This is a genomic window from Vibrio sp. 10N.222.51.C5, from assembly GCF_041474575.1.
Lineage (GTDB): Bacteria > Pseudomonadota > Gammaproteobacteria > Enterobacterales > Vibrionaceae > Vibrio > Vibrio crassostreae_C.
The window spans coordinates 1-21,426 of record NZ_JBFRUJ010000011.1; the positions used below are offsets into that span (position 1 = coordinate 1).

At 45.4% G+C, this 21,426-nt stretch carries 22 protein-coding genes; 4 read left to right on the plus strand and 18 right to left on the minus strand.

Going from position 1 to position 21,426, the window contains the following annotated elements; translation table 11 throughout:
• Window positions 1-213 precede the first annotated feature (213 nt).
• Entirely contained in the window at window positions 214-654 is a 441-nt protein-coding gene (locus AB4558_RS03975) for a PTS sugar transporter subunit IIA (RefSeq protein WP_372158135.1), read from the plus strand.
• A gap of 13 nt (window positions 655-667) precedes the next feature.
• Complete coding sequence (locus tag AB4558_RS03980; protein WP_372158138.1) at window positions 668-2,083, plus strand: fructose-specific PTS transporter subunit EIIC; 1,416 nt, start codon at window positions 668-670, stop codon at window positions 2,081-2,083.
• Between the two features lie 75 nt (window positions 2,084-2,158).
• On the opposite strand, the gene AB4558_RS03985 is transcribed toward AB4558_RS03980, so the two are convergent.
• Complete coding sequence (locus tag AB4558_RS03985; RefSeq protein ID WP_372158141.1) at window positions 2,159-2,935, minus strand: transporter substrate-binding domain-containing protein; 777 nt, start codon at window positions 2,933-2,935, stop codon at window positions 2,159-2,161.
• Between the two features lie 124 nt (window positions 2,936-3,059).
• Here AB4558_RS03985 and AB4558_RS03990 point away from each other — a divergent pair, with 124 nt between their 5' ends.
• Entirely contained in the window at window positions 3,060-3,800 is a 741-nt protein-coding gene (locus AB4558_RS03990) for an amino acid ABC transporter permease (protein ID WP_048611958.1), read from the plus strand.
• A gap of 145 nt (window positions 3,801-3,945) precedes the next feature.
• On the opposite strand, the gene AB4558_RS03995 is transcribed toward AB4558_RS03990, so the two are convergent.
• From AB4558_RS03995 to AB4558_RS04030, 8 genes are all read right to left on the minus strand, one after another.
• The gene (locus AB4558_RS03995) at window positions 3,946-5,076 is read right to left on the minus strand and encodes an ABC transporter ATP-binding protein (protein ID WP_372158144.1); all 1,131 of its coding nucleotides are present in this window, start codon (window positions 5,074-5,076) and stop codon (window positions 3,946-3,948) included.
• Between the two features lie 57 nt (window positions 5,077-5,133).
• Window positions 5,134-5,868: an HAD family hydrolase gene (locus AB4558_RS04000; RefSeq protein WP_102431988.1), complete on the minus strand. Its 735-nt coding sequence runs from the start codon at window positions 5,866-5,868 to the stop codon at window positions 5,134-5,136.
• Window positions 5,858-7,339, minus strand: a complete 1,482-nt coding sequence (locus tag AB4558_RS04005; RefSeq protein ID WP_372158147.1) for a CehA/McbA family metallohydrolase — start codon at window positions 7,337-7,339, stop codon at window positions 5,858-5,860. The genes AB4558_RS04000 and AB4558_RS04005 overlap by 11 nt, the downstream gene beginning before the upstream one ends.
• Window positions 7,340-7,443: 104 nt before the next feature.
• Window positions 7,444-8,724, minus strand: a complete 1,281-nt coding sequence (locus tag AB4558_RS04010) for an extracellular solute-binding protein (protein ID WP_102431986.1) — start codon at window positions 8,722-8,724, stop codon at window positions 7,444-7,446.
• A 6-nt stretch (window positions 8,725-8,730) separates the two neighbouring features.
• On the minus strand, window positions 8,731-9,672 hold the full coding sequence (locus tag AB4558_RS04015; RefSeq protein WP_372158150.1) for a carbohydrate ABC transporter permease: 942 nt from the start codon (window positions 9,670-9,672) through the stop codon (window positions 8,731-8,733).
• Between the two features lie 23 nt (window positions 9,673-9,695).
• A complete protein-coding gene (locus AB4558_RS04020; protein ID WP_136984054.1) occupies window positions 9,696-10,580 on the minus strand; it encodes a carbohydrate ABC transporter permease in 885 nt (294 codons plus the stop codon).
• A gap of 102 nt (window positions 10,581-10,682) precedes the next feature.
• Window positions 10,683-11,567 (minus strand): LysR substrate-binding domain-containing protein, encoded by an 885-nt coding sequence (locus AB4558_RS04025; protein ID WP_372158153.1) that lies wholly within the window; start codon window positions 11,565-11,567, stop codon window positions 10,683-10,685.
• A gap of 160 nt (window positions 11,568-11,727) precedes the next feature.
• Window positions 11,728-13,353 carry an ABC transporter substrate-binding protein gene (locus AB4558_RS04030; RefSeq protein WP_372158156.1) on the minus strand — a complete coding sequence of 542 codons (1,626 nt, stop codon included), beginning with the start codon at window positions 13,351-13,353 and terminating at the stop codon, window positions 11,728-11,730.
• Window positions 13,354-13,496: 143 nt separating this feature from the next.
• Here AB4558_RS04030 and mpaA point away from each other — a divergent pair, with 143 nt between their 5' ends.
• Complete coding sequence (gene mpaA, locus AB4558_RS04035) at window positions 13,497-14,204, plus strand: murein tripeptide amidase MpaA (protein WP_372126816.1); 708 nt, start codon at window positions 13,497-13,499, stop codon at window positions 14,202-14,204.
• A 17-nt stretch (window positions 14,205-14,221) separates the two neighbouring features.
• On the opposite strand, the gene folM is transcribed toward mpaA, so the two are convergent.
• The 9 genes from folM to AB4558_RS04080 form a co-directional block, all read right to left on the minus strand.
• The gene (folM, locus tag AB4558_RS04040; RefSeq protein ID WP_102393951.1) at window positions 14,222-14,938 is read right to left on the minus strand and encodes a dihydromonapterin reductase; all 717 of its coding nucleotides are present in this window, start codon (window positions 14,936-14,938) and stop codon (window positions 14,222-14,224) included.
• Window positions 14,935-15,573 (minus strand): GTP cyclohydrolase I FolE, encoded by a 639-nt coding sequence (gene folE, locus AB4558_RS04045; RefSeq protein WP_102393952.1) that lies wholly within the window; start codon window positions 15,571-15,573, stop codon window positions 14,935-14,937. Before folE ends, folM begins: the two co-directional genes overlap by 4 nt.
• Before the next feature lie 17 nt (window positions 15,574-15,590).
• Window positions 15,591-15,962, minus strand: coding sequence for a dihydroneopterin triphosphate 2'-epimerase (folX, locus tag AB4558_RS04050; RefSeq protein ID WP_102393953.1), 372 nt, complete (start codon window positions 15,960-15,962; stop codon window positions 15,591-15,593).
• Between the two features lie 97 nt (window positions 15,963-16,059).
• Window positions 16,060-16,557 carry a 2-amino-4-hydroxy-6-hydroxymethyldihydropteridine diphosphokinase gene (folK, locus tag AB4558_RS04055; protein ID WP_102393954.1) on the minus strand — a complete coding sequence of 166 codons (498 nt, stop codon included), beginning with the start codon at window positions 16,555-16,557 and terminating at the stop codon, window positions 16,060-16,062.
• Between the two features lie 445 nt (window positions 16,558-17,002).
• Complete coding sequence (gene grxB, locus AB4558_RS04060; RefSeq protein ID WP_102281763.1) at window positions 17,003-17,638, minus strand: glutaredoxin 2; 636 nt, start codon at window positions 17,636-17,638, stop codon at window positions 17,003-17,005.
• A gap of 27 nt (window positions 17,639-17,665) precedes the next feature.
• On the minus strand, window positions 17,666-18,691 hold the full coding sequence (locus AB4558_RS04065; RefSeq protein WP_102281765.1) for a zinc-binding alcohol dehydrogenase family protein: 1,026 nt from the start codon (window positions 18,689-18,691) through the stop codon (window positions 17,666-17,668).
• Window positions 18,692-18,835: 144 nt separating this feature from the next.
• Window positions 18,836-19,603 carry a glycine betaine ABC transporter substrate-binding protein gene (locus AB4558_RS04070; RefSeq protein ID WP_102281786.1) on the minus strand — a complete coding sequence of 256 codons (768 nt, stop codon included), beginning with the start codon at window positions 19,601-19,603 and terminating at the stop codon, window positions 18,836-18,838.
• A gap of 202 nt (window positions 19,604-19,805) precedes the next feature.
• Entirely contained in the window at window positions 19,806-20,888 is a 1,083-nt protein-coding gene (locus AB4558_RS04075) for an L-dopachrome tautomerase-related protein (protein ID WP_102322247.1), read from the minus strand.
• 82 nt (window positions 20,889-20,970) lie between these two features.
• On the minus strand, window positions 20,971-21,261 hold the full coding sequence (locus AB4558_RS04080) for a putative quinol monooxygenase (RefSeq protein WP_372128325.1): 291 nt from the start codon (window positions 21,259-21,261) through the stop codon (window positions 20,971-20,973).
• Window positions 21,262-21,426: the final 165 nt, after the last annotated feature.

The window sequence follows — 21,426 nt, forward strand, 5'->3', positions numbered from 1 at the left end:
TCCGCGATGAACCTTTTTTCTTCCTACAGAAAGTTATTTCAACGCCGAAGTACACCATCAAATATGACTCATCTCACACTGGATGAATGATGCAAATCACACTTAATTTTGCTTGGTACAAATGTACAGTGAAGGGCTTTTATTTGCTATTTCGCGAATCGGGTTAATCCATTAATTTTAATTCAAGAACTTCAATAGTGAATGAGTTAATAAATGATCACACAGCTAACTAACGTCAACTTAATTAATAACAACCTTCAAGCGAATAATAAAAAAGAACTGTTTGAAGAATTGGCAGGCATGTTATTTGAGAACAATCGAATCAGTAATAAAGAAGCCTTCTTGGCAGACATCGAAATTCGTGAATCTCAAAGTATTACCTCGATGGATGGCATCGCTTACCCACACTCAAAAAGCAAGGCAGTAACTGAGCCGGCAATCGCTGTCGGTGTTAAGCGTCAAGGTATCGAGTATGGCGATGAAGACGGTATCAACCCAACCGTGTTTTTTATGATTGCCTCACCCGATAACGGTGCAGACCATCATATTTATGTACTACAAGAACTATTTGGAAAATTCAGCGACGAATTTATTCAAGATATCCATAACGCAAAAGACGAACATCAAATCCTTAATATTTTAATTAATTCATAAGGCGTAGAAAATTATGAGCACCCTAACAACTCAAGCTACGAATACCAATAATAAAAATAGTAGTAGCGACTTTAAAAAAATCCTTAGTACCATGAAAGGTCACCTGCTTTTCGGAACCTCACACATGCTGCCTTTCATCGTAGCCGGTGGTGTTCTGTTGGCTTTAGCGGTAATGGCATCAGGCAAAGGTGCTGTACCAGCAGACGGTTTACTAGCAGACATCTCTAATATCGGTATCAAAGGCCTTGTTCTTTTCCCAATCATTCTTGGCGGCTTTATTGGTTACTCCATTGCAGATAAACCAGCACTAGCACCTGCAATGATCTCTTCTGGCATCATGGCTGACATGGGCGGCGGTTTCCTTGGCTGTATCGTGGCAGGCTTTATCGCCGGTGGCGTGGTGTTCCAACTTAAGAAGATCCCACTTTCTGCGAACATGACGGCGCTAGGTGCGTACTTCATCTACCCGCTTCTAGGCACGTTAATCTCTGCAGGCATCGTGCTGTGGGGTATCGGTGAGCCAATCAAACTGTTCATGTCTTCAATGAACGAGTTCCTAGCTTCAATGGCTGGTGCATCTAAGATGGTTCTAGGCACAATCCTTGGCGGTATGACGGCGTTTGATATGGGCGGCCCTATCAACAAAGTAGCGACCCTATTTGCTCAAACTCAAGTAGACACGCAACCTTGGCTAATGGGCGGTGTAGGCATCGCGATTTGTACTCCACCCCTAGGTATGGCTCTGGCGACTTTCCTATTCAAAAATAAGTTCTCTAAACAAGAGCAAGAAGCAGGTAAAGCAGCAGCAATCATGGGTTCTATCGGTATCTCTGAAGGTGCTATCCCATTCGCAGCAAATGACCCAATGCGTGTACTTCCTTCAATCGTAGCCGGTGGTATCGTTGGTTGTGTGTTTGGTTTCATGACAGACGTTCTACTGCACGCTCCGTGGGGCGGCCTAATCACTGCGCCAGTATCAAGCAACATTCCAATGTACGTAGTCGGTATTGCGCTTGGCTCGCTAACCACAGCCGTTATCGTAGGCTTCTGGAAACCTGTAGCGGTAGAAACAGAAGAAGACATGCTTGAAGCAGCGCAAGTACAAGCTCAAGCGACTCCTGAAGCAGGCGAAGGCGAGTACGACATCGTAGCAGTAACATGTTGCCCTTCTGGTGTTGCACACACCTTCATGGCTGCAAAAGCACTAGAGAAAGCAGGCTTAGCGGCTGGTCTTAAGATCAAGGTAGAAACTCAAGGTCAAAACGGTATTCAGAACCGCATCACCGACCTAGATGTAGCGAACGCAAGACTGGTTATCTTGGCTCACGATATTCAAGTGAAAGACGCTCACCGCTTTGCTAACGCAAACGTGATTGAGTGTTCAACCAAAGAAGCAATGAAGAAAGCCGCGACGTTAGTGGTCGCGTAACCCAAATTAAAGCAAGCTCCTAACTCTAGAGCCCTACCCCCTAAGGGCTCTATTTTTCTCTTCTCTATCAGCTCGTTACATGCTCTTCAATCCCCACTTCTCAGCGGTTTGCTTGAAGAAACCTTGCGTCTTTTTCAATTCAACCCAGTGGTTGATGTAGTTAATCCAAACCTGATCATCTTGTGGTAGTAGCATCGCAATTGGAGTTGGTTTACGTGGCTCTTTCACCGGAACAATCGCGAGCTGCTTAAACTTCTCTACTAAGGTTGCAGCCTCTACGTTTGAAGTCACGGAGACATCAGCGCGGCGAGCCAAAAGCTCTTGGAAATCACGCGCAGGCGCTTCAATCACGATGTGTTGTGCCGACGGGAAGAAGTCCTTCACCATTTTTTCTTGTACTGTGCCGAGCGTGGCGGCAACTTTGATTTCTGCTTTGTCAAAGTCACTCCAATCGGAGAACTTCTCTAGATCTTTCTTTTGCACAACTGGGACAAAAGCCAAATAGAAATAGGGTTGGCTGTATCCAGCGACTTTTGCACGAGACATATTGAGCGATGCGCTACCAGTCACGTCGTATTTGTTGGCAGTGATGCCATTCACCAAGGTTTTCCAGTCTGTTGCGATGTATTCCACTTTTACGCCTAGATCTTTAGCCAACTCAGTCGTAACGTCGATATCAAAGCCACGGTAGCTGTTGGTTGCAGGATCCTTCATTGTCATTGGGTTCCAATCCCCCGTTGTACCAACGCGAAGAACTCCCGCATCTAGTATCTCTTGTAAACGACTTTGTGCATGTGCGATCTGTGTAAAAGCAAGCAGGCACATTCCTAATGCGATTAAGCTTTTTTTCATTTTTTATTCCTTTAAAGAATGCTGATTTCTAAGTGATGAATGTAGATATTCTTCTTAATTATTAACCATTAAACAGATTTGGTTGTTAACATGGTAATAACAAATGGAGTTTTTTGGAGTAAATGTGAACTATCGTCACTTATCGCTAGTTTCTCTGCTGTTTCTGACAGGATGTTCAGATTATCAATGGGGATGGTATGTACTCGACCCGTCGACGGAGCAGGGACGAACTAATATTCAGTTTTTGATGGCTGGTTTTAGCGAGACTATTCAGGTTTCGTTGTTGAGTATGTTTTTTGCCATGGCTCTCGGTCTATTGGTCGCCTTTCCTGCGCTTTCAAGCTCACCAGTACTCAAGGGAATTAATCGACTTTACGTAGAGGTGATTCGTTCTATCCCTGTGCTGGTATTGCTATTGTGGGTGTATTACGGAATGCCGACATTACTCGATGTCTCTTTGAACCACTTCTGGGCAGGGGTAATCGCATTGACCATTGCCGAGAGCGCCTTTATGGCTGAAGTGTTCCGTGGGGGGATTCAAGCGATTAATCGTGGGCAACATGAAGCGGCCGAATCCTTGGGATTGACCTATTGGCAAAAAATGCGATTGGTTATCCTACCGCAGGCATTCCGTCAAATACTGCCGCCCTTGGGCAATCAGTTTATTTATATCCTCAAGATGAGCTCGCTAGTGAGCGTGATTGGTTTGAGTGATTTAACAAGGCGAGCAAATGAGCTGGTGGTGAACGAATATTTACCTTTAGAGATCTATACGTTTCTGGTTTTGGAGTACCTTGTTCTTATTTTGGTGGTATCGCAAGCGGTTCGTTGGCTAGAAAAAAGGATTGCGATTCCGAGCCATTAAATGGTTCTAACCCTCAAGAGCGTTTAGCTATCTCCAACAAAAAAGCCTCGAGCACAGACCCGAGATCCTGTTGATAATCTCCTCCTAATAAAAATCCCCACTCATCTGAGCGGGGATTTCTTTGTTTTAAGTGCGACACATCGACTTAATCAGTCAATGCTTCTTCTGTTTCTAAATCAAATAAGTGACACTGTAGCGTATTAAAGTGGAGCACTGTCTCTTCACCGCTGTTTGCAATTCGATCTGCATCGAAAGGTACACGAGCCACCAGCTTGTCAGCACCGAGTTTGAAGTAGAGATACAGCTCATTACCCATGGATTCAACAACATCTAGCCTGTGCGTTTGAGTATTCACCTCCGACAATGGGGCATCGTGGTTGGCCAATTGGATATGCTCAGGGCGAACACCAAACCACAACCACTCACCGAGTTTCTCACGGGCGATAGCCTGCTTATCTTGTGGTAGCGTCCAACGTGTACCACTTTCCGATATCACGTTCATCACACCGTCAATCTCGTCCACTCTCACCTTGATAAGATTCATCGCTGGCGAACCAATAAAGCCTGCAACAAACTTATTGGCTGGGTACTGATAAAGATTCATTGGCGTATCGACTTGCATGATCTCACCTTGATTCAATACACAGATCCGGTCACCAAGAGTCATGGCTTCCACCTGATCGTGTGTCACGTAGATCATGGTGGCGTTCTGCCCTTCTTGCTTCAGGTTGTTGTGCAGCTGCGCAATGCTGACACGAGTCGACACACGTAGCTTTGCGTCTAAGTTAGACAACGGCTCGTCAAACAAAAAGACATCCGGCTTACGCACCATCGCACGACCTAAAGCCACACGCTGCCTTTGACCGCCCGACATTTCACCCGGCTTATTATTTAGCAGATGTTCAATATCGAGAGTCTTGGCTGCATCTTCAATTCGCTCATTGATTTCATGCTTTGGCAGCTTCTGTTGTTTAAGGCCAAAAGCCATGTTTTCGTACACCGACATGTGCGGGTAAAGCGCGTAGTTCTGAAACACCATCGAGATGCCACGATCTTTAGGTGGCAGCTCATTCACACGCTTATCGCCAATGTAGACATCGCCTTCTGAGATATCTTCAAGGCCTGCGATCATACGAAGTGTGGTGGATTTTGCGCAGCCAGACGGCCCAACAAACACCATGAATTCACCTTCGCGAATATTCAGATCGACACCGTGCACGGCCTTAAAACCATTTGGGTAGGTTTTTTCTACCCCTCTCAGTGTGACTTCAGCCATAACCTGTCCTTAAATCAATTCGTTAAATACTATCTTTGCAATCTGTCGTGAAACGTTTTAGCCACGTTCTTGCAGTTGATTGAGCTCAAAGTGGGCAACCGATGCGATAACCAGATCCGCCACAGGCTCTAACTCGCTGTGTTGTGCAGTCCCCGTCAGAACACCGACATTGCTTGCGCCTGCATTGCGGCCAAATTCCATATCCGAAACCGTGTCACCAAACATGATCACCTCATGAGGCTCAATACCGCATTGTTCACAGAATGCATTGAGCAGTGCTGGCGCAGGTTTAGGTTCGATATCACCATCGGAGTAACCGACATAATCGAACATCTCGCTCAAACCCGATTGCTCCAGTGTGTAGATGGTTGAGTCTTTGGTATCCGCAGTCGCGATGCCTAAAATCATGCCTTGCTGCTTAAACAGGCCAAGCTTTTCAGTCACACCCGGAAGGGCTTCAATCCAGCTTGGATTCTCTTCCACTTCGTCATTGAAAGCCGCTTTGGTCAACTTGGTGAACTCAGCGAGCGAGACATTGGGTTGCAGCATGTTGAACCACGCTGTCGCGGTATCTTCCACTGGATTTGAGGCTAATAGTCCATAGTTATCAACCACATCACCTTCAACACCGATGGCCAAGAGTAACTCAGCAGGTGTGACAGTTTGATTACCTTGATGCTGGTCACTGTAAGATTTCACACGCTCACAAGCACCACGAGAAACGTTAAGCCACATCTTGTGGAACTCTAACAATGTGCCGTCTTTATCAAATAACATCGCCTTAAACTTCATCACGGCTCATTCGCTCCATTAGTTCTCCCCAAGTACGCACTAGGGGTTGGTTAAATTCTGGTTGTTTGCCGTCGAATACGGCGTTGATGCAGCCTTCAAACTCACGCTCGTCAGATGCAGATTGAGTGCTGTTGAATAATGCTGAAGAAAGATCCCCACGACGAATATCCACTCGACACCAACGGTAGCCTTCATCAATATGGATACTTTGTAGCTCATCATTCAGAGCGATTCGTTCAACAATCTCGCCATCCACCACGCACTCGGCGTAGTAAGGGTTTTCTGAATCAGTGACAGCGATACGATAAGTGAGTTCCTGCCCTTGAGAATCATTGCCCGGTAGCAAATCACCTAAGTTGATATCAAACTTCAGGCCACAGCGGCGCTCTAGGTAGACTTGGCCGTTACGCAGACCAGACAAGATCCCCTCACCACTCAAACCATGACTGTAAACGAATGTTGATGGGTCACCATAAATCGAAGGCTCATCCGATTTAGGGTTGCGTTCATGGGGCTCAAGATGTGAATCACTGCCACCAATCGCGGTAATGCGCTGGCCACAATTCCACATTTCATTGAGAACCAATAACGCCTCTTCGGTTGCTTTTGGCGAGGTCGACCAAGTTGGGTCACAACACACTTCAAACGTCGACACTTGGTTGAGTTCGACTTGATCGTAATGCCAATGCCACGGCTTCATCATCGGGTGATTAATGCCAAGGGAACTGTGTCCGCCATTGTGTCCACTTTTAGCTAAGCTCAATCCAGCTTCCATCGTCGCTTGGCTGCTGTGTTCAACGTTTCTGAGATCCAAAGACTTAACCGGGCCATGCACATTGAAATGCCCGAGATCAGTCGTGACTTCTAACGCCGGTAAGAACAAACACTGATTTGATACAGGCAGCTTGGGCTGGCAAATGTTGTGCTCTGTAAAGAAGAAAAAATCGAGCCCTTGTGATTCAACAATGTCTTTAGCCGCGGCTAAGGTATTGTGACCATCAGAAAGCTGAGTGTGAGCGTGTAAATCGCCACGATACCAGCGAGAATCAGAACTCAGCATGTAGCTGTAATCAAACTCGATATCGTGCTCAGTTGTGACTGTTGGGTTCAGTTCTAGCTCAACATCGTTATTAACTAATTCATCAGAGCAAAGCACATCGACTTGATACTGCATCGCGCGTTCGGTACGAAACTCACCCTCAAGGTTGTAGAGTTCTAAGAACCACTCGCCCGATGGAATCGCTCCATCAATCGCGCCTAGGCCTGAGTTTTCCGGTTGGATGGTGAGTGACTTGTGCGTCTTTTCAAACAGCACTTTGCCACGAAATGCTTGGTTGGCATCGTAGGCTGCTGCGTATAGGAACCCTTTTGTCACCGTCGTACCAATAATGGTTACGCTGTGAGAACCTGCTGGCACATCAAAGGGGATACGTACTCTGCCAAACGGCAGCTCACCTTGAAATTGGGTCATTGTCTTCACCAAATTCGTCCTAATTGAAGGACTGGGTCAAAAAGAGGCCCACCCGAATAGATGGGCCTTTATGCATGCAAAGATAGTTTTAACCACTTTACAGATTAAGAACGATTCGCTCGGTCTAGTGCACGTTGTGCTTTCTTAGCTGCTTGTTTTAGCGCTTTATCAGCAGGCACGTTTTGGATTTGAATTTGGTCTGCAGCCACCTTAAGCGCATCCATGATCTTACCGTTGGTAGGGTCTAGGAAATCTTTGGTCGCCGTGTTCGCTTGCTTTAGCGGGATCAGAGCTTGTGGGTTATCTTTAGTGAACGCTTGGTATTCTGGAACTTCAGAAACGCTGTTACGCACTGGGATGTAGCCCGTAAACATCGACCATGCCGCGGTGTTTTTCGCGTTGGTGTAGAACTCAACAAACTCGAATGCACCTTTGGCCGCTGCGTCATCTGTGCCTTTTGGCATTACGTAAACCAGCGCACCCGCTTGTGGTGCAGAAGGGTTTGAGCCCCAACCTGGTTGCGTGGTTGCTGAAAGCTTAGTGAAGTCCAAGTCACCTTGGTCACCCGATGAACCGGTGTAGCCTAGTGCGTTGTCTTTCATCACATCATCAATGGTTTTGTACCAGTATTCCCAGCCTTGACCACCGTAGTGAATACGCATGATTTGATCATCGTGGATCCACTTACGGAAGCTGTCCCAAACCTCAACCCACTCAGGAGAGTCAATCAGCACTTTCTTACCGTCATCACTGATGATCTTAGCGCCGTTAGAAAATGCCGCATCAATCATGTTGTCTTGACCCCACATCGGCTCCCAGCCGTAGAAGGTCACATTACCTTTCTCATCACGTTGTGTGACTTTCTCTGCGACCTTAGCCACGCCTTGCCATGTCTTTAGATCTTGCTCAGTAAAGCCGTTATCTGCCAACACCTGCTTGTTGTAGTAGAACACTTGAGTTGTGCCGTAAGCAGGTAGACCGATGATAGTGCCATCTTCTGCGGTCACTTGATCTTTAAACGCGCCGATGAAATCAGAGAAGTTGAACTCTTCATCCATGAACGGCGTTAGGTCACGACTCAGACCACGCCCGTGCATCGCTTCCGCACGGCCTGAATCTAACAGAACAAGTTCAGGTGCCGTTTTCGACGCTAAACCGGCTTGCAGCTTCTGGTAGGTTTCTGTGTAGTTACCTTGCAATGCTGGCTTCACCACATACTCATCTTGGCTCGCATTGAACTCTTCGATGAGCTTAGTCATCATTTGCTGTGGCTTAGTACCACCGGAATACCAAAAGTTAACTTCGGTAGCGGCAAGAACACTGCTAGAGAACATAGACGCGCTTGCTGCGCCAGCACACACTAGTGCGAGAGTTTTTAGTTTCATTTCCGTTTACTCTTTTACGCCGTTATCGGCGATACCTGAAAGAATCGTCTTTTGACAAATGACGAATAGAATTAACAAAGGCAATACTGCAATGGTGCTCGCCGCCATAATTTGCGACCAGTTCAACCCATAGTTACCTTCGGCAATAAAGTAGTGACGAATACCAGTAGCGATCAGATTTAAATCCTGAGTCGTAATCACCAGACTTGGCCACATGTAGCTGTTGTAATTGGTAATAAAAGTGATGAGGAACAGTGTTGCGACTGCTGCTCGGCATTGCGGTAAGATGATTGCCCATAAGATTTTGAGCTCACCTGCACCATCAATTCGTGCCGCTTCAATCAGCGACGGATGCACCTTGATAAACACTTGGCGCAGATAAAACACGCCGAAAACCGACGCCGCGTTCGACGCGACTAAGCCCATGTGAGAATCCAACAAACCCAGCTTTGCCAAGGTGATATAAGACGGAATATAAGTCACTGCGCCTGGCAGCATGTAACAGCCCATCACGATGAAATAGAGCACTGTCTTCGAACGAAACCTCAGCTGAGTCAGCGCGTATGCAAACATCGCGGAATTCACAATCACCAACAGAGTCGTGAACAAAGCCACGCTAAAGCTGTTGAAGATGTACAAGCCAAACGGCGCGCTGTGAAAGGTTTCGACAAAGGTCTCCCAGCGAAACTGCTCTGGAATCAAATCCAGCGGGTTAGCAAAGATCTCATCATTAGTTTTCAGCGAACCAGACAGCATCCATAAGAACGGGAACACCATAATGGTCCCGCAGGTTGCCAAGAACAGGTGCTTAGCCAGTGCGATAAACGAACGGCGATCCACTGAAGTTTTCTTTGACGTAATCTCTGATTTGGTCGCTTTGGTTTGGGCTTTGGTTTTCGTTGCACTCTGATTCAATACTTGATTGGCATCCAATACTTGCGTGGTCATAATTCTGTCCTTTCAAAAATCGACTAGTAGTACACCCAGCGCTTGCCGATGTAGGTATTAATAAGTGCCAACAATCCAGTAATCAGGAATATCACTAACGATGTCGCAGCTGCAGGTCCCATTTCGTAACGCTCAAACGCTTGTTGGTAGAACAAGTACAACAAGGTACGTGTCTCTCCACCCGGCCCGCCTTGCGTTAGGATCTGGAACTGATCGAACGCCTGCATTGCCGTAATAATGTTGACCACCACTAAGAAAAATGTGGTTGGTGAGATCAGCGGCAGCGTTATCTTCAAAAAGCGCGTTAAGCTGCTGCAACCATCAATCAAAGACGCCTCATACAGTGACTCTGGAATCTTGTTGAGCGCACTGATGTAAAACAGCATCGTCCAACCAATCGCCTGCCAAACCGTCACGATAATTACCGCAATCAAGGCTGTGTTTCCGTTTTCTAGCCATGGAATCGCGCTAAACCCTGCCGACTCTAACAAGTGGTTTGCCAAGCCCGACTTCGTCTCGAACACCCAAGACCAAACAATCGACACCGCGACCGTTGGCGTGATCCAAGGCGAGAAGATCACAGCACGATAAAACTGGCTACCCTTGAAGTTTTTGTGCAGCAACATGGCAAACACAAGACCAAGAATGATGGTTGGAATCACCACTCCGGCAGAGAACCAAAACGTGTTGAGCACCGCTTGAATGAACTCGTAGTCCTCAACCATGTACTCGTAATTTTCTAAACCGATGAACGAATAATCTGGCGAGATGTAATCCCAATCGGTAAAGCTGATATAAATTGAATAACCAAATGGTACGAGCCAAAAAGTAAACAGTGGCACCAACAACGGTGCGGTAAATAACAGTACCTTTAAGCGGTTTTTCATTGGTTGTGAGAAAGCACTCATGGTGACCTCGTCCTTATTTGTATGCGGTTAAACTAAGTGTTTTTTATGACAGGTTAGTAAGAGCGCCCTTCATTTTTTTTATGGCTATCCATAAGAAAATCTTTACTCCAGTTCACCGTCTTCCATTTGGTGATAGAGCCAATCGCAGAAGAAATTCACCTTGGCGCTGCGACTGTGTTTGGTAATCAGATAGTGGGCAGATTCGGCAGGCATCGAGGATTCGTTTGCCAACACAAGGTCTTCTTTCTTGAGCAATTCAGACACCGCGAGCGAGCGTACGAGCAACATTCCAATGCCATGTTTAACCGCTTCTAAGGCATGCAGAGAGTTACTCACTTCGAGCAGAACCTTAGGTAAGGTCATCTCGAATTGGTTATGCCCAAGCCATTGCAGCCAGTTCTCTCGGTAGCCTTTCACCTGAACCGTCGGCAGAGCAGCAAAGTCATGCTTGCTGAGTAATTCTTGATGATCGGATTTGAATTGAGGGCTACACACTAACTGCCAGTGTTCTTGAAACAGTCGCTCACAATGGGTGTCTTCGCTTTCGACTTTGCCGTTGGTCAGCTCGATATCGACATTCTGACAAGGGTTGGTTGATGGCCAATCCACCAGCTGAATATCGAGCCTGATAAAAGGGTATTTTTGATAAAAAGATGGCAGGCGAGGTAGCAGCCAGTTATGGCAAAAGGTGTGATTAACGCGCAGGCTCAAAACGTCGGTTTCTTTTTCCCCAAACAGGATTTGAGTCTGTAGTTTCAGATGAGCCAATGAGCCCGCAACAATCGGTTGATAATGTTGGGCAGCCGACGTCAACTTTACGCCTTTGGAGCTGCGTTCAAACAGTGTGGTATCGAGAAAGGTTTCTAAACTTTTAAGCTGCTGACTCACCGCAGCTTGCGTAACACAAAGCTCTCGCGCAGCAGCGCCAATAGAACCGAGGCGGGCAACAGCTTCGAACGCAACAAGGGCACGTAGAGGGGGTAACATGGCTTTACCTGATTGAAATAAAAGTGAAAAATACTTCAGTCAGGTTTCAGTTTTTTGCGCTTACCGTTACAGATTAATGACGAAGGGACGTTGATCCGATATTTATGATCAACGTCCCTTTTCTCTATTTCAGACTTTTATTGGTATGTAAGAAGCTCAATTACTCTTTGATGTAGAGATCCTTGGAGTAGATACGCCCTTCAACGTTGTTCTTCGCAAAACCACCAACACTTGGACGCACTAGGCGAGCCTGCATGTAGTAGTAAATTGGCGCGATCGGCATGTCTTCTGCCAGTAACTGCTCTGCCTGGTCATAGAAACCTTGGCGATCTTGTTCACTGGTTGCGGCCAATGCGCTGTCCATCGCGGCATCGTACTTGTCATTGCTGTAGCGAGCAAAGTTACCCGAAGAACCAGAGCGCAATAGGCTCAAGAAGGTTGATGCTTCGTTGTAATCACCACACCAAGAGGCGCGCATTACATCAAAATCACCTTGGCGACGTGACACCAAGTAAGACTTCCACTCTTGGTTTTCAAGCTCGACTTGAGCACCCAAATTACCTTTCAGCATTGATGCAATCGCCACTGCAATCGACTTGTTCGATTCACTGGTGTTGTAAAGCAGTTTGAAGTCCAACGGATTAGACGCATCGTAGCCCGCTTCTTTCAGTAGCTCTTTGGCCTTTTGATCACGTTCCTTTTGAGTCCATGTGCTGTATTCAGGTTGTGTCGCATCAAAACCAGCTGTGTACTCATGTGCAAAGGTATAAGCCGGTAAGTTGCCCACCTGAGTCACACCATTGGTGATAACGTCACGCATCATAGAATAAGAGACAGCTTTACGTACTCGCGCATCATCAAAAGGTGGTCGCGTAGTATTGAATGCGTAGTAGTAAGTACACAGCAGAGGCACTGTGGTAAACGCATCTTGATATTTGCTTTTAAGCTGCTGTGCCATGTGTGTAGGCACATCCGAAGTAATATCGACCTCGCCCACCGCATAACGGTTAATCGAGGCATTCTGATTCTCAAACGGAATATAAGTTACTTCGGTTAAGTGGGTATCTGAACTGTCCCAGTACGTCGGGTTCTTCTTAAGCTCAATGCGCTCGTTCACCACCCACTCGTCTAGTACGAATGCACCATTACCAACAAATTGTTTAGGATCGCTCCACGGCTTGTCACTACTTTCTAGGGTTGCTTTGTGCACTGGCATCATGGATGTGTGGCCTGTCATCGCCACAAAGTAAGGCACTTTACTATCGAGTTCGAATTTCACCGTATGTTTATCGACTGCAGAGATACCTAACTCTTCAACGGGCTTTTTGCCTTCGGCTACGTCAGCAATATTGTTGATTTGAGTAAGCTTGAGATACCAAACATTCGGCGATGCCGTTTTAGGGTCTACCGCGCGTCTTATCGCATACACGAAATCATCGGCCGTCACCGGATCGCCATTCGACCATTGCGCATCTTTACGAAGGTGGAATACAAAGGTCTGGTTGTCTTCGGTTTCCCAAGACTGCGCAACACCCGGGGTGATATTGCCATCACGATCTTGAATCACTAAACCTTCAAACAAATCACGTAGGATGTGCATTTCTGGCAGGCCTTCAGCTTTCGCAGGATCTAGTGTCGCCGCTTCTGCATCATTCGCGCGCACTAAGTGCTGTTCTTTCGCCAGAGAAGTTCCCGCAGGCAATGTGTCAGCAACGGCAGTTACTGAGATAAAAGGGGTCAATAGAGATGAAATGAGTAACGCCGTTGAATGTTTCTTAAAATCCATATGTTTTTGCTCTCCTAGCCTATCTTTGAAGCAAGTAATAAAATTAACAATGCGACTGTTGACGAGTTTTAATACTTTCGTTTATCTAAATAGTTTTTGTAATCGTTAATACTTGATAGTACTTGATCAATCAGGAGATAAAGGTGAGTTTAATTCCAAGAACGGAAAGAGCTGCATTTTCAATAAAGCCGCTACCATATGGAAAGTCGGTATTGGGCGCACCCTTGCTCTATTTCCCCGCGCAAGTAGAAAGCGAATATCGAGGTCTAATCATAGCTGGCACACACGGCGATGAAACCGCTTCTATCGCAGGTTTGTCTTGTGCGCTAAGAAGCCTGCCAGCCGCCAACTTACGACACGATGTGATCTTGTCGATGAACCCTGACGGCAACCAACTAGGCACCCGCGCCAACGCTAACCAAGTCGATTTGAACCGCGCATTCCCGACGCAAAACTGGACAGAAGACGGCACCGTCTATCGCTGGAGCTCTCACACCCCAGTCAGAGATGTAAAAGTGAAAACAGGACAAGCCGATCAGCTTGAACCGGAAGTACAATCGCTCATCAACCTCATTGAACAGCGCAAACCCAAGTTCGTCATCTCTTTCCACGAACCACTCGCCATGGTCGATGACCCAACCCAATCGGAACTTGCCACTTGGCTAGGCAAACAGTTCAACCTACCACTTGTTGAAGACGTCGATTACGAAACCCCAGGCTCATTCGGGACATGGTGCCAAGAAAGAAACCTGCCATGCATTACTGTAGAGCTACCGCCCGTATCTGCTGACCTGACTATCGAACAGTATTTGGATGCATTTGTGGCTGTGTTGCAGCACAAGGAAGGTTAGCCCACAACACATGAACTTCACTTCAAATGCCTACCGCCATCAAGGTGTAAAGTCCTTCCTGTCATATAGTGGCTAGCCAAAACAAACTTGATGCCATCTATCACTTCTTCAAAGCCTGCCTCTGTAGGAATCAGTGCTTTTTTCAGAGCTTTGATTTTGTAGGCCTCGTCGTCATGTTCATTGAATTTGATCATGGCTGGAGAGACAGTATTGACTTTCACCTTGGGAGCCAACATCGCCGAGAACGACAGCGTCAGGTTGTTGAGCGCAGCTTTACTGGCCGCGTAAGCGATGTGTTTTTTACTGCCTTTTTCCGCAACGTAATCACTGATGTGGATGATGTCCGACGTTTTATCGCCAGACATTAATTGGTCTTTGAGCGTTAAATTAACCAGATAAGGCACGGTAGCGTGAACCGTCATCATCTGGTTCATAATTTGTAATGCGTTTTCACTGGGATTTTCTTTGTTCTCCGGCTGCCAGTCGGAAGCGTTATGGATGATGGCTCGGAGCGCCTTGTATTCTTGACCAACATAATGCAGAAAACCCTCTAGGCTGCTTTGTTGATAAAAATCTACCTGTTGCAAGTCGGCTCCACTGTCGCGCAGTAATTGCAGCTGTGGATAGTCACTTCGGTAAGTGCCAACTACTTTGTATCCGTCAGATAAAAGTTGCTGCGCCAGAGCGAATCCTAAACGCTTTCCCACACCGGTTATTAGAATCGTCTCACTCATCGTAAAAACTCAGCTCTAGTTTGAGGGTTAGTTTTGAAACTGCCACCAAGCGCGGTTGTGGTGGTTTCAGAGTTTGCATCCATAACGCCTCTCGATTTAACGCAGTAGTGAGTTGCTTTAATCGTCACAGCCACATTTTCTGTTTCAACCAGAGCCTGTATTGCGACCAGGATTTGCTGGGTAAGGCGTTCTTGAACCTGCGGACGCTGAGCAAAGAATCGAACAATACGGTTTATTTTAGATAGCCCGAGAATCTTGGATTCAGGGATATAAGCCACTTGTGCTAAACCATCAATGGTAATGAAGTGATGCTCGCACGTAGAAGTTAAATTGATGTCTGATACCTTGACCATTTCATCAACCGACATTTTGTTGTCGATAACACTGATTTTTGGGAAGTTGTTGTAGTCGAGCCCTGAAAATATCTCGTGAACGTACATCTTTGCAATGCGATGAGGTGTTTCAGCGAGACTGTCATCGGTTAAATCCAGTCCAAGCGTACTGACGACTTCCGTCAAAAGTCCTTTGATGCGGTTGTACTTCTGGTCGGGGTTCATTTCGCTCGATGTCATCGGGGTTTCTAGTCCCTTTTCGAGCAAAGCTTCTCTTACTTTTTCGGCTTCTGTATTCAGCATGACTCTCTCCTTATGAGTTAATCTTCAAGTTCTGCTTCATAGCTCAGGGTGAGCGAGACGGAATCGGCGAAACGTAGCGCATGAGGCTTGTCAATTCTCACTTGAGCGTATCGGACCCATGAATGGTCGATACAAATACCGAGTACGTCGCTGGTTAACTTTTCTAAAAGCAGAAACCGTCCAGATTCAGCATGTTCAATAATTTTTTTGCAGATATTTTTGTAGTTAAGTGCGTTCTCCACATCATCAGAGAGGCAAAGGTTGTTTGCGGGGTAATGGATCTCCGCATTTATAACAATGTCTTGTTGCTTGGTTTTCTCTTCTTCGTTGAAGCCGATGAAGGTTCTTAATCTGAGATTTGTGATGGTGATAATCGCATTGTGATTCATAACAGTTTCCGATCCTTAGAAGGTAGAGTGAGTTACGTGCCTGTTAGAAGAAAAGATCAATAAAGCTCAAGCGTTCTGTTCAAAGCCGCTGTAGGGATTAAGTGAAGCTGACCTTGAAAGGTATAAGTTCAGTTTTCTGACTCAGCTGATCGAAGTTGTTCCAGAGGTGCAGAAAAGAGATATCTAGCGTGGGATGACGTTCTTGCGCGGCAACATCAACTAACGGTCGAAGCACAAAAGCGTACTCGGTGATTTCACCTCGAGGCAGCTCTACCCCATCGATAGTGCCCACTTCGTTACCGTAAAGAAGGATATCGATATCCATAGTGCGCGAAGCATATTCTTTAGTCTCACGCTTGCGATCATTCTCTAATTCGATTTGATGCAGAACCTTGGCCAGTTCAGCGATAGAAAGGTCACATTCAAACCCAACGACTAGGTTTAGGAAGTTGTCTCCTTCAAAACCAACAGGCTCACAATCGTAGAAATTAGAAATGTGCAGAGGTGCAAAGCGGCTATTCAATGCTTTGAGAGATTCTGTGACGTGATGTTCGCGGTTAATGTTGCTTCCGATGCTGACATAGACGGTGGACATATTGTTTTCTCCCTTTTAACGAACCTCTTACGTTGTAAGTCGCTAGGAAGATCAGCTATGCATCCGTTTGATGGGGGAAGGGTAAAGGAAAATATCCCGAAACTAATATAGAGATCGGTTCTAAGTTGGAAAGGGGGACTTTCGAACTAGGAAGTACCACCGGTAAAAATTCAACCGGTAAAAATTCAGCTTATGAAGGTTCTGGACATTTTCGTGTTTGGGATTTTGCTAAATTAGAAATAAATGAATAACTACAGGTATGGAAAATCACGTCGTAAAGATTTCCAACCTGCCTTGAGGTTACTTCTAGGGGAAGAGGAATAGTAATGAGTAAAAAGAAATCACAGGTTTTACTGTTTTTAAGTTTGACTGGTTATATTAATAAAAAAAACGAGCTACCATCTTGATAACTCGGGCCTAATTAATACGCTTTCGTCCAACCAGTCTAGACAGTTAGTATACTAGCACCTAGCTCATTACTGTTTGTTTCCAGCCATAACTTAAGCTCTTGCGGCCAAGTAACGGTGGGCTCAACAAAGAAGCCGCGCAGTAGCGAGAAGTAGATAGCCTGATCAACCAGAGGCAGTGGTGATTTACCCGCATTCGGTTGGATCAACGCTTCAGCGTTAAGCAACTGTGCGTTTACATCTGCAACAATTTGCTCTGTGCTTTCTAACAGGCGAACAAAGTTCAGCTCTTCTGTCTCTTTCTTCGCTTGCCATGCAGTAACACTTGCTTCAGTCGCGAACTCTTTTAGATTCAGTTTCGTCCAGCGAGGGTAGCCAATTCTTTGAATCAAAGGGAATGCCTCACGCTGAAATGCCAACGTCTCTTCTGATGGTGCGGCTACCGCATCAATACCAGCTTGCTCGATAAAGTAAGCAATGATATCCATGCTTTCCGCCATCACGTTGCCATCCGTTTTCTCCAAAACTGGCACCATTTTTTGACCGATTAAATCAATCAGAGTTTGCGCATCAGCGTAATCCACAACTTGGTATTCAACGTTAAGCTTCAGTGCATTAGCAACATAAACAACACGGGCACAAAATGGACAATGCTCGTAGATATACAGTTTCATCAAAAATCCCGTTTTTATAAGTCTGAGTTAGTATTTAATTGCAGTTTTGCCAATTGACGCGCTGCTTTCGATACGTTGGTGTGCGTCTTTTAACGTCTCAACACCAAAGCCATTTAATGTTGTAGTGAGTGTTGATTTAATGCGGCCAGCATCAATCAAGTTTGCCGCTTGGAACAGGATATCTTGCTGCTTCTGGATATCGTCAGTGTTAAACAGCGAGCGAGTAAACATCAGCTCCCAGATAAAGCCAGCTGATTTGCCTTGTAGTTTTGATAGGTCAACACCACCATCAAATTCTACAATTGAACTGATCATGCCTTGCGGAGCAATCAACTCGACCATTGCATCCCAGTGACCTTTGGTATCTGCAACGTTGAAGATGTAGTCCACATGTTGAATGCCTTGCTCACGTACCGACTCCACTAGATTGCGGTGATTCACAATATGGTCAGCGCCCATATCTCTTACCCACTGCTCAGTCTCTGGTCTTGAAGCGGTCGCAATCACTGTTAAGTTAGTGAGCTGCTTCGCCAATTGAATCGTAATCGAGCCGACACCGCCTGCGCCACCAATAATCAGGATAGATTTCTTCTCTTCTGGACGAACGCGTAGGCGATCAAACAAGGCTTCCCAACCTGTCAATGTAGCGAGAGGCATAACGGCTGCTGATTCGTCAGAAAGGCTTTTTGGGGCGTGAGCTGTAATTCGGTAATCGACCGCTTGGTACTCAGCATTCGCACCCATACGTGTCACATCACCTGCGTAATAAACACGGTCACCAATTTCGAAGCCTGAAACATTGCCACCTTTAGCAACCACTTCACCCACCGCGTCATAGCCCAATACTTTTGGCTGCTCTAGGGTTTTATCTTGTGCGTTGCGGATACGTATTTTTGCATCTGCTGGGTTAATCGAGGTCGCACTCACTTTTACCAGCAGGTCATTGTCTTTTAGCTCTGGCAGGCTTGTTTCAAACTCGAATAAGCTGTCTTGCTCTGTAATTGCTAGTGATTGAGTAAAACCAATTGCTTTCATTGTTGTTGGTGCTGGCATGTTGTTTCTCCTTTGATTGGACACCTTCATCATAGAGATTTTTTACCCTAGATAAACCGCCTAATCTTTTAATTACATTCAATATATTTTTGATAATCACACTGCTCGACCGAGTAGTGTTGAGATACTTACCTGTTAACCTAGTTAGATAACACCTTGTGCAGCTAACCATTCATACGTCACTTCATCTTGCGGTTTACCCTCTCGGCACACTTTATAATCAAGCTCGGCAATAATATCGTTGGAGAAACGTAATGAATCTAAGGTTTTAAGCTGTTCATCAGTAAATAGATTTTTCTTATCATCTCTCAGTAACAGTACAGCTCGGTCTACAATTCCAAGCAGCCCTTTCGGCTCTATAAGCTCGCGAATATCATAACGATAGTGAAGAAATTGCGGTTTCCATAGCGGCACAATGACCCACTCTTTATTTGCGACGGCATCTTCAAAAGCACTAAAACAGTCGTCTTCACTGCCTGTAAAAAACTCATAGCCTGCTTTACTTAAACCGTACTCTTCCATCATCTGGATAGAGAAGCGAGTGATTCCAGCTCCTGGATTAATACCTTGAATTTTAGGTCTCATTTGCTCGACGACTTCAGGCTTCAATAAATCCGCCACTTCAGCGACCATCTCTTCAGGTACGTAATCCGGCACACCCCACAGTGCGTAAGGTTCGTAATGAAGTCCAAGCTCGATTAATGGCTCAACTTTTTCAACGTCCGACTTATAGATACCATGGCTCGATGGTAACCAAGCAGAAGAGAGCATATCGATTTCACCAGCTTTCAGTTTTTCAAAATTTTCCTGATGAGGGGAAAAGATTCGCTCAACTTCGAAGCCCATGGTCTTCAATACATTGCTAACCAATGAAGCTGTCGTGCGATGGAATGATAAATCTGTTACACCCATTGTGATTTTTTTATTCATTGTTCTTTCGCTCTTATCGTTGCTGATAGATTGATAATACAAGGCTCTAGAGTAATCAAAAACAGCCTAATTTTTGAATAATTATCAAAAATAAATTGATAGATGCCGATTTACACTTAATAAAAAAGCGTATGCATTGATGAAATACATACGCTTGATATTTACGTATCTATCTACTGTCGCCTTAATCTAATTTGATTCGCAAGACATGATATGGCTTTCTAGAACCTTCTTCACCTTCGTTAAAAGCAGGGTGGAAGTGAAGAGAGTTTTGAGTGACGTACAAGTAATCACCCTGGATAGAGAAACCATCTGCCCATGACAATAACTTGTCATCTTGTGCAAAGATTTTGTAGCCGTCTTTATTCACCACACCAACAGCATTTTTCTCAATATCACCGACATAGATATCACCGTTATCTGCGATAATCATGCCATCACTTGGACGTTTTTCACTGAAAAATTCAATCTGCTCGGCCAATGCATCTTCACTAAGCGCTGTGTTAGCAAGAGCAGCGGCAGGAATACGGTAGATAGCACTACCATTGACTGTACCAAAATATAGCCATTCATTATTTGCATCAATAGTGATTGGATTCACACCAAGATAAAGCGCATCAACGCTACCATCTTCACGCTTTGTCGCCATACGAGAACTATCAATCACAACCTCATGCTCAGGTGAAAGCAGTGCTTTATTTGATTGCAAAACGCGGCGAGATTTACCTGTATTTAAATCTACAACAACAAAGGCAGGCGCAGCTTCGCCATACAGATTACCTAAACTCGTATCGGCAATGTACATCTGGTTACGCAGTGTATCTAATGCAAAATCCTGTAAAAAAGAGTTACCGACCTGTACGTCTTTTCCAATTTCAATGCGTTTAAATAGCTTATCGTTGACGGTATCCCATGCAACAATTTGCGAAGGCGAAGTTTCACTGCCCATATCTAACACCCACACAACACCATCATCGGTACTATCAATACCGATTACTGAAGCCAAACCAACCTCACCTTTATCTGGACCATCTGCCCAGTCTTGGGTTGGAAATGCTTTGGTTGAGCCATCCTTCATCAATTCAACAACACGAAGTTCAGGTGCATCAAGGGGTTGCATAGAAAGGAAAGTACGCCCCTGCTTCGTTACTGTAATGTTCCCTGGTCGTGTGCCATCAAGCTTGGCAACCACTTCGATATCAGCCGCTTGCGCTGTGTTAACTATCATCGCAGTCGCAAGTGTTAGTAAGATTTTGATATTTTTCATGTCGAGCCTCATTGGTGTTCTTTGATGCCCTAACCGTTTTAGTCAGGGCATAGTGCTATAACAAGCTTGTTTTATGTTGTCGTTACGCGATCTTAGTCATTTCGTTGACTGTGAAGCTTGCGACAGAGCCTTCCGTTGCTGTCATGTAGTCCGCAAGGTGCTGGTTGCCCATATGAGCCTGCCAAAGTTCACGTGATACCCAGTTTTCATAAAAAGTAAAATGCGCTGGGTTTTCGTTGTCTTGATGAAGGTCATAGTTGATGCAACCTTCTTCAGCGCGAGTAATGTCGATAAGCTTTAGTAGCTCGGCTTTCACCAGTTCAACTTTATCTTCGTTCGCAACAATATTTGCAACAATAGTCAATTTAGTCATGTTTAATTCCTTTATCTCTCTACTTGTTAACAACAATAATAACCCTAAAAAAAAACAACACCTTATTTCTGTAGCTTGCCGTAAGCACTGGCAACACCAATCAGTGTAGTCAATGAATCGTCATGGATTATCTAATTATTTTTTAAACACTATCTAAAATAAATT

Bases quoted from the DNA above. Each gene is read 5' to 3' on its own strand.
- AB4558_RS03975 (WP_372158135.1), top strand. From the start codon at position 214: ATGATCACACAGCTAACTAACGTCAACTTAATTAATAACAACCTTCAA.
- AB4558_RS03980 (WP_372158138.1), top strand. From the start codon at position 668: ATGAGCACCCTAACAACTCAAGCTACGAATACCAATAATAAAAATAGT.
- AB4558_RS03985 (WP_372158141.1), bottom strand. From the start codon at position 2,935: ATGAAAAAAAGCTTAATCGCATTAGGAATGTGCCTGCTTGCTTTTACA.
- AB4558_RS03995 (WP_372158144.1), bottom strand. From the start codon at position 5,076: ATGGCTGAAGTCACACTGAGAGGGGTAGAAAAAACCTACCCAAATGGT.
- AB4558_RS04000 (WP_102431988.1), bottom strand. From the start codon at position 5,868: ATGAAGTTTAAGGCGATGTTATTTGATAAAGACGGCACATTGTTAGAG.
- AB4558_RS04005 (WP_372158147.1), bottom strand. From the start codon at position 7,339: ATGACCCAATTTCAAGGTGAGCTGCCGTTTGGCAGAGTACGTATCCCC.
- AB4558_RS04010 (WP_102431986.1), bottom strand. From the start codon at position 8,724: ATGAAACTAAAAACTCTCGCACTAGTGTGTGCTGGCGCAGCAAGCGCG.
- AB4558_RS04015 (WP_372158150.1), bottom strand. From the start codon at position 9,672: ATGACCACGCAAGTATTGGATGCCAATCAAGTATTGAATCAGAGTGCA.
- AB4558_RS04020 (WP_136984054.1), bottom strand. From the start codon at position 10,580: ATGAGTGCTTTCTCACAACCAATGAAAAACCGCTTAAAGGTACTGTTA.
- AB4558_RS04025 (WP_372158153.1), bottom strand. From the start codon at position 11,567: ATGTTACCCCCTCTACGTGCCCTTGTTGCGTTCGAAGCTGTTGCCCGC.
- AB4558_RS04030 (WP_372158156.1), bottom strand. From the start codon at position 13,353: ATGGATTTTAAGAAACATTCAACGGCGTTACTCATTTCATCTCTATTG.
- folM (WP_102393951.1), bottom strand. From the start codon at position 14,938: ATGAGTGAGACGATTCTAATAACCGGTGTGGGAAAGCGTTTAGGATTC.
- folE (WP_102393952.1), bottom strand. From the start codon at position 15,573: ATGCTGAATACAGAAGCCGAAAAAGTAAGAGAAGCTTTGCTCGAAAAG.
- folX (WP_102393953.1), bottom strand. From the start codon at position 15,962: ATGAATCACAATGCGATTATCACCATCACAAATCTCAGATTAAGAACC.
- folK (WP_102393954.1), bottom strand. From the start codon at position 16,557: ATGTCCACCGTCTATGTCAGCATCGGAAGCAACATTAACCGCGAACAT.
- grxB (WP_102281763.1), bottom strand. From the start codon at position 17,638: ATGAAACTGTATATCTACGAGCATTGTCCATTTTGTGCCCGTGTTGTT.
- AB4558_RS04065 (WP_102281765.1), bottom strand. From the start codon at position 18,691: ATGCCAGCACCAACAACAATGAAAGCAATTGGTTTTACTCAATCACTA.
- AB4558_RS04070 (WP_102281786.1), bottom strand. From the start codon at position 19,603: ATGGGTGTAACAGATTTATCATTCCATCGCACGACAGCTTCATTGGTT.
- AB4558_RS04075 (WP_102322247.1), bottom strand. From the start codon at position 20,888: ATGAAAAATATCAAAATCTTACTAACACTTGCGACTGCGATGATAGTT.
- AB4558_RS04080 (WP_372128325.1), bottom strand. From the start codon at position 21,261: ATGACTAAATTGACTATTGTTGCAAATATTGTTGCGAACGAAGATAAA.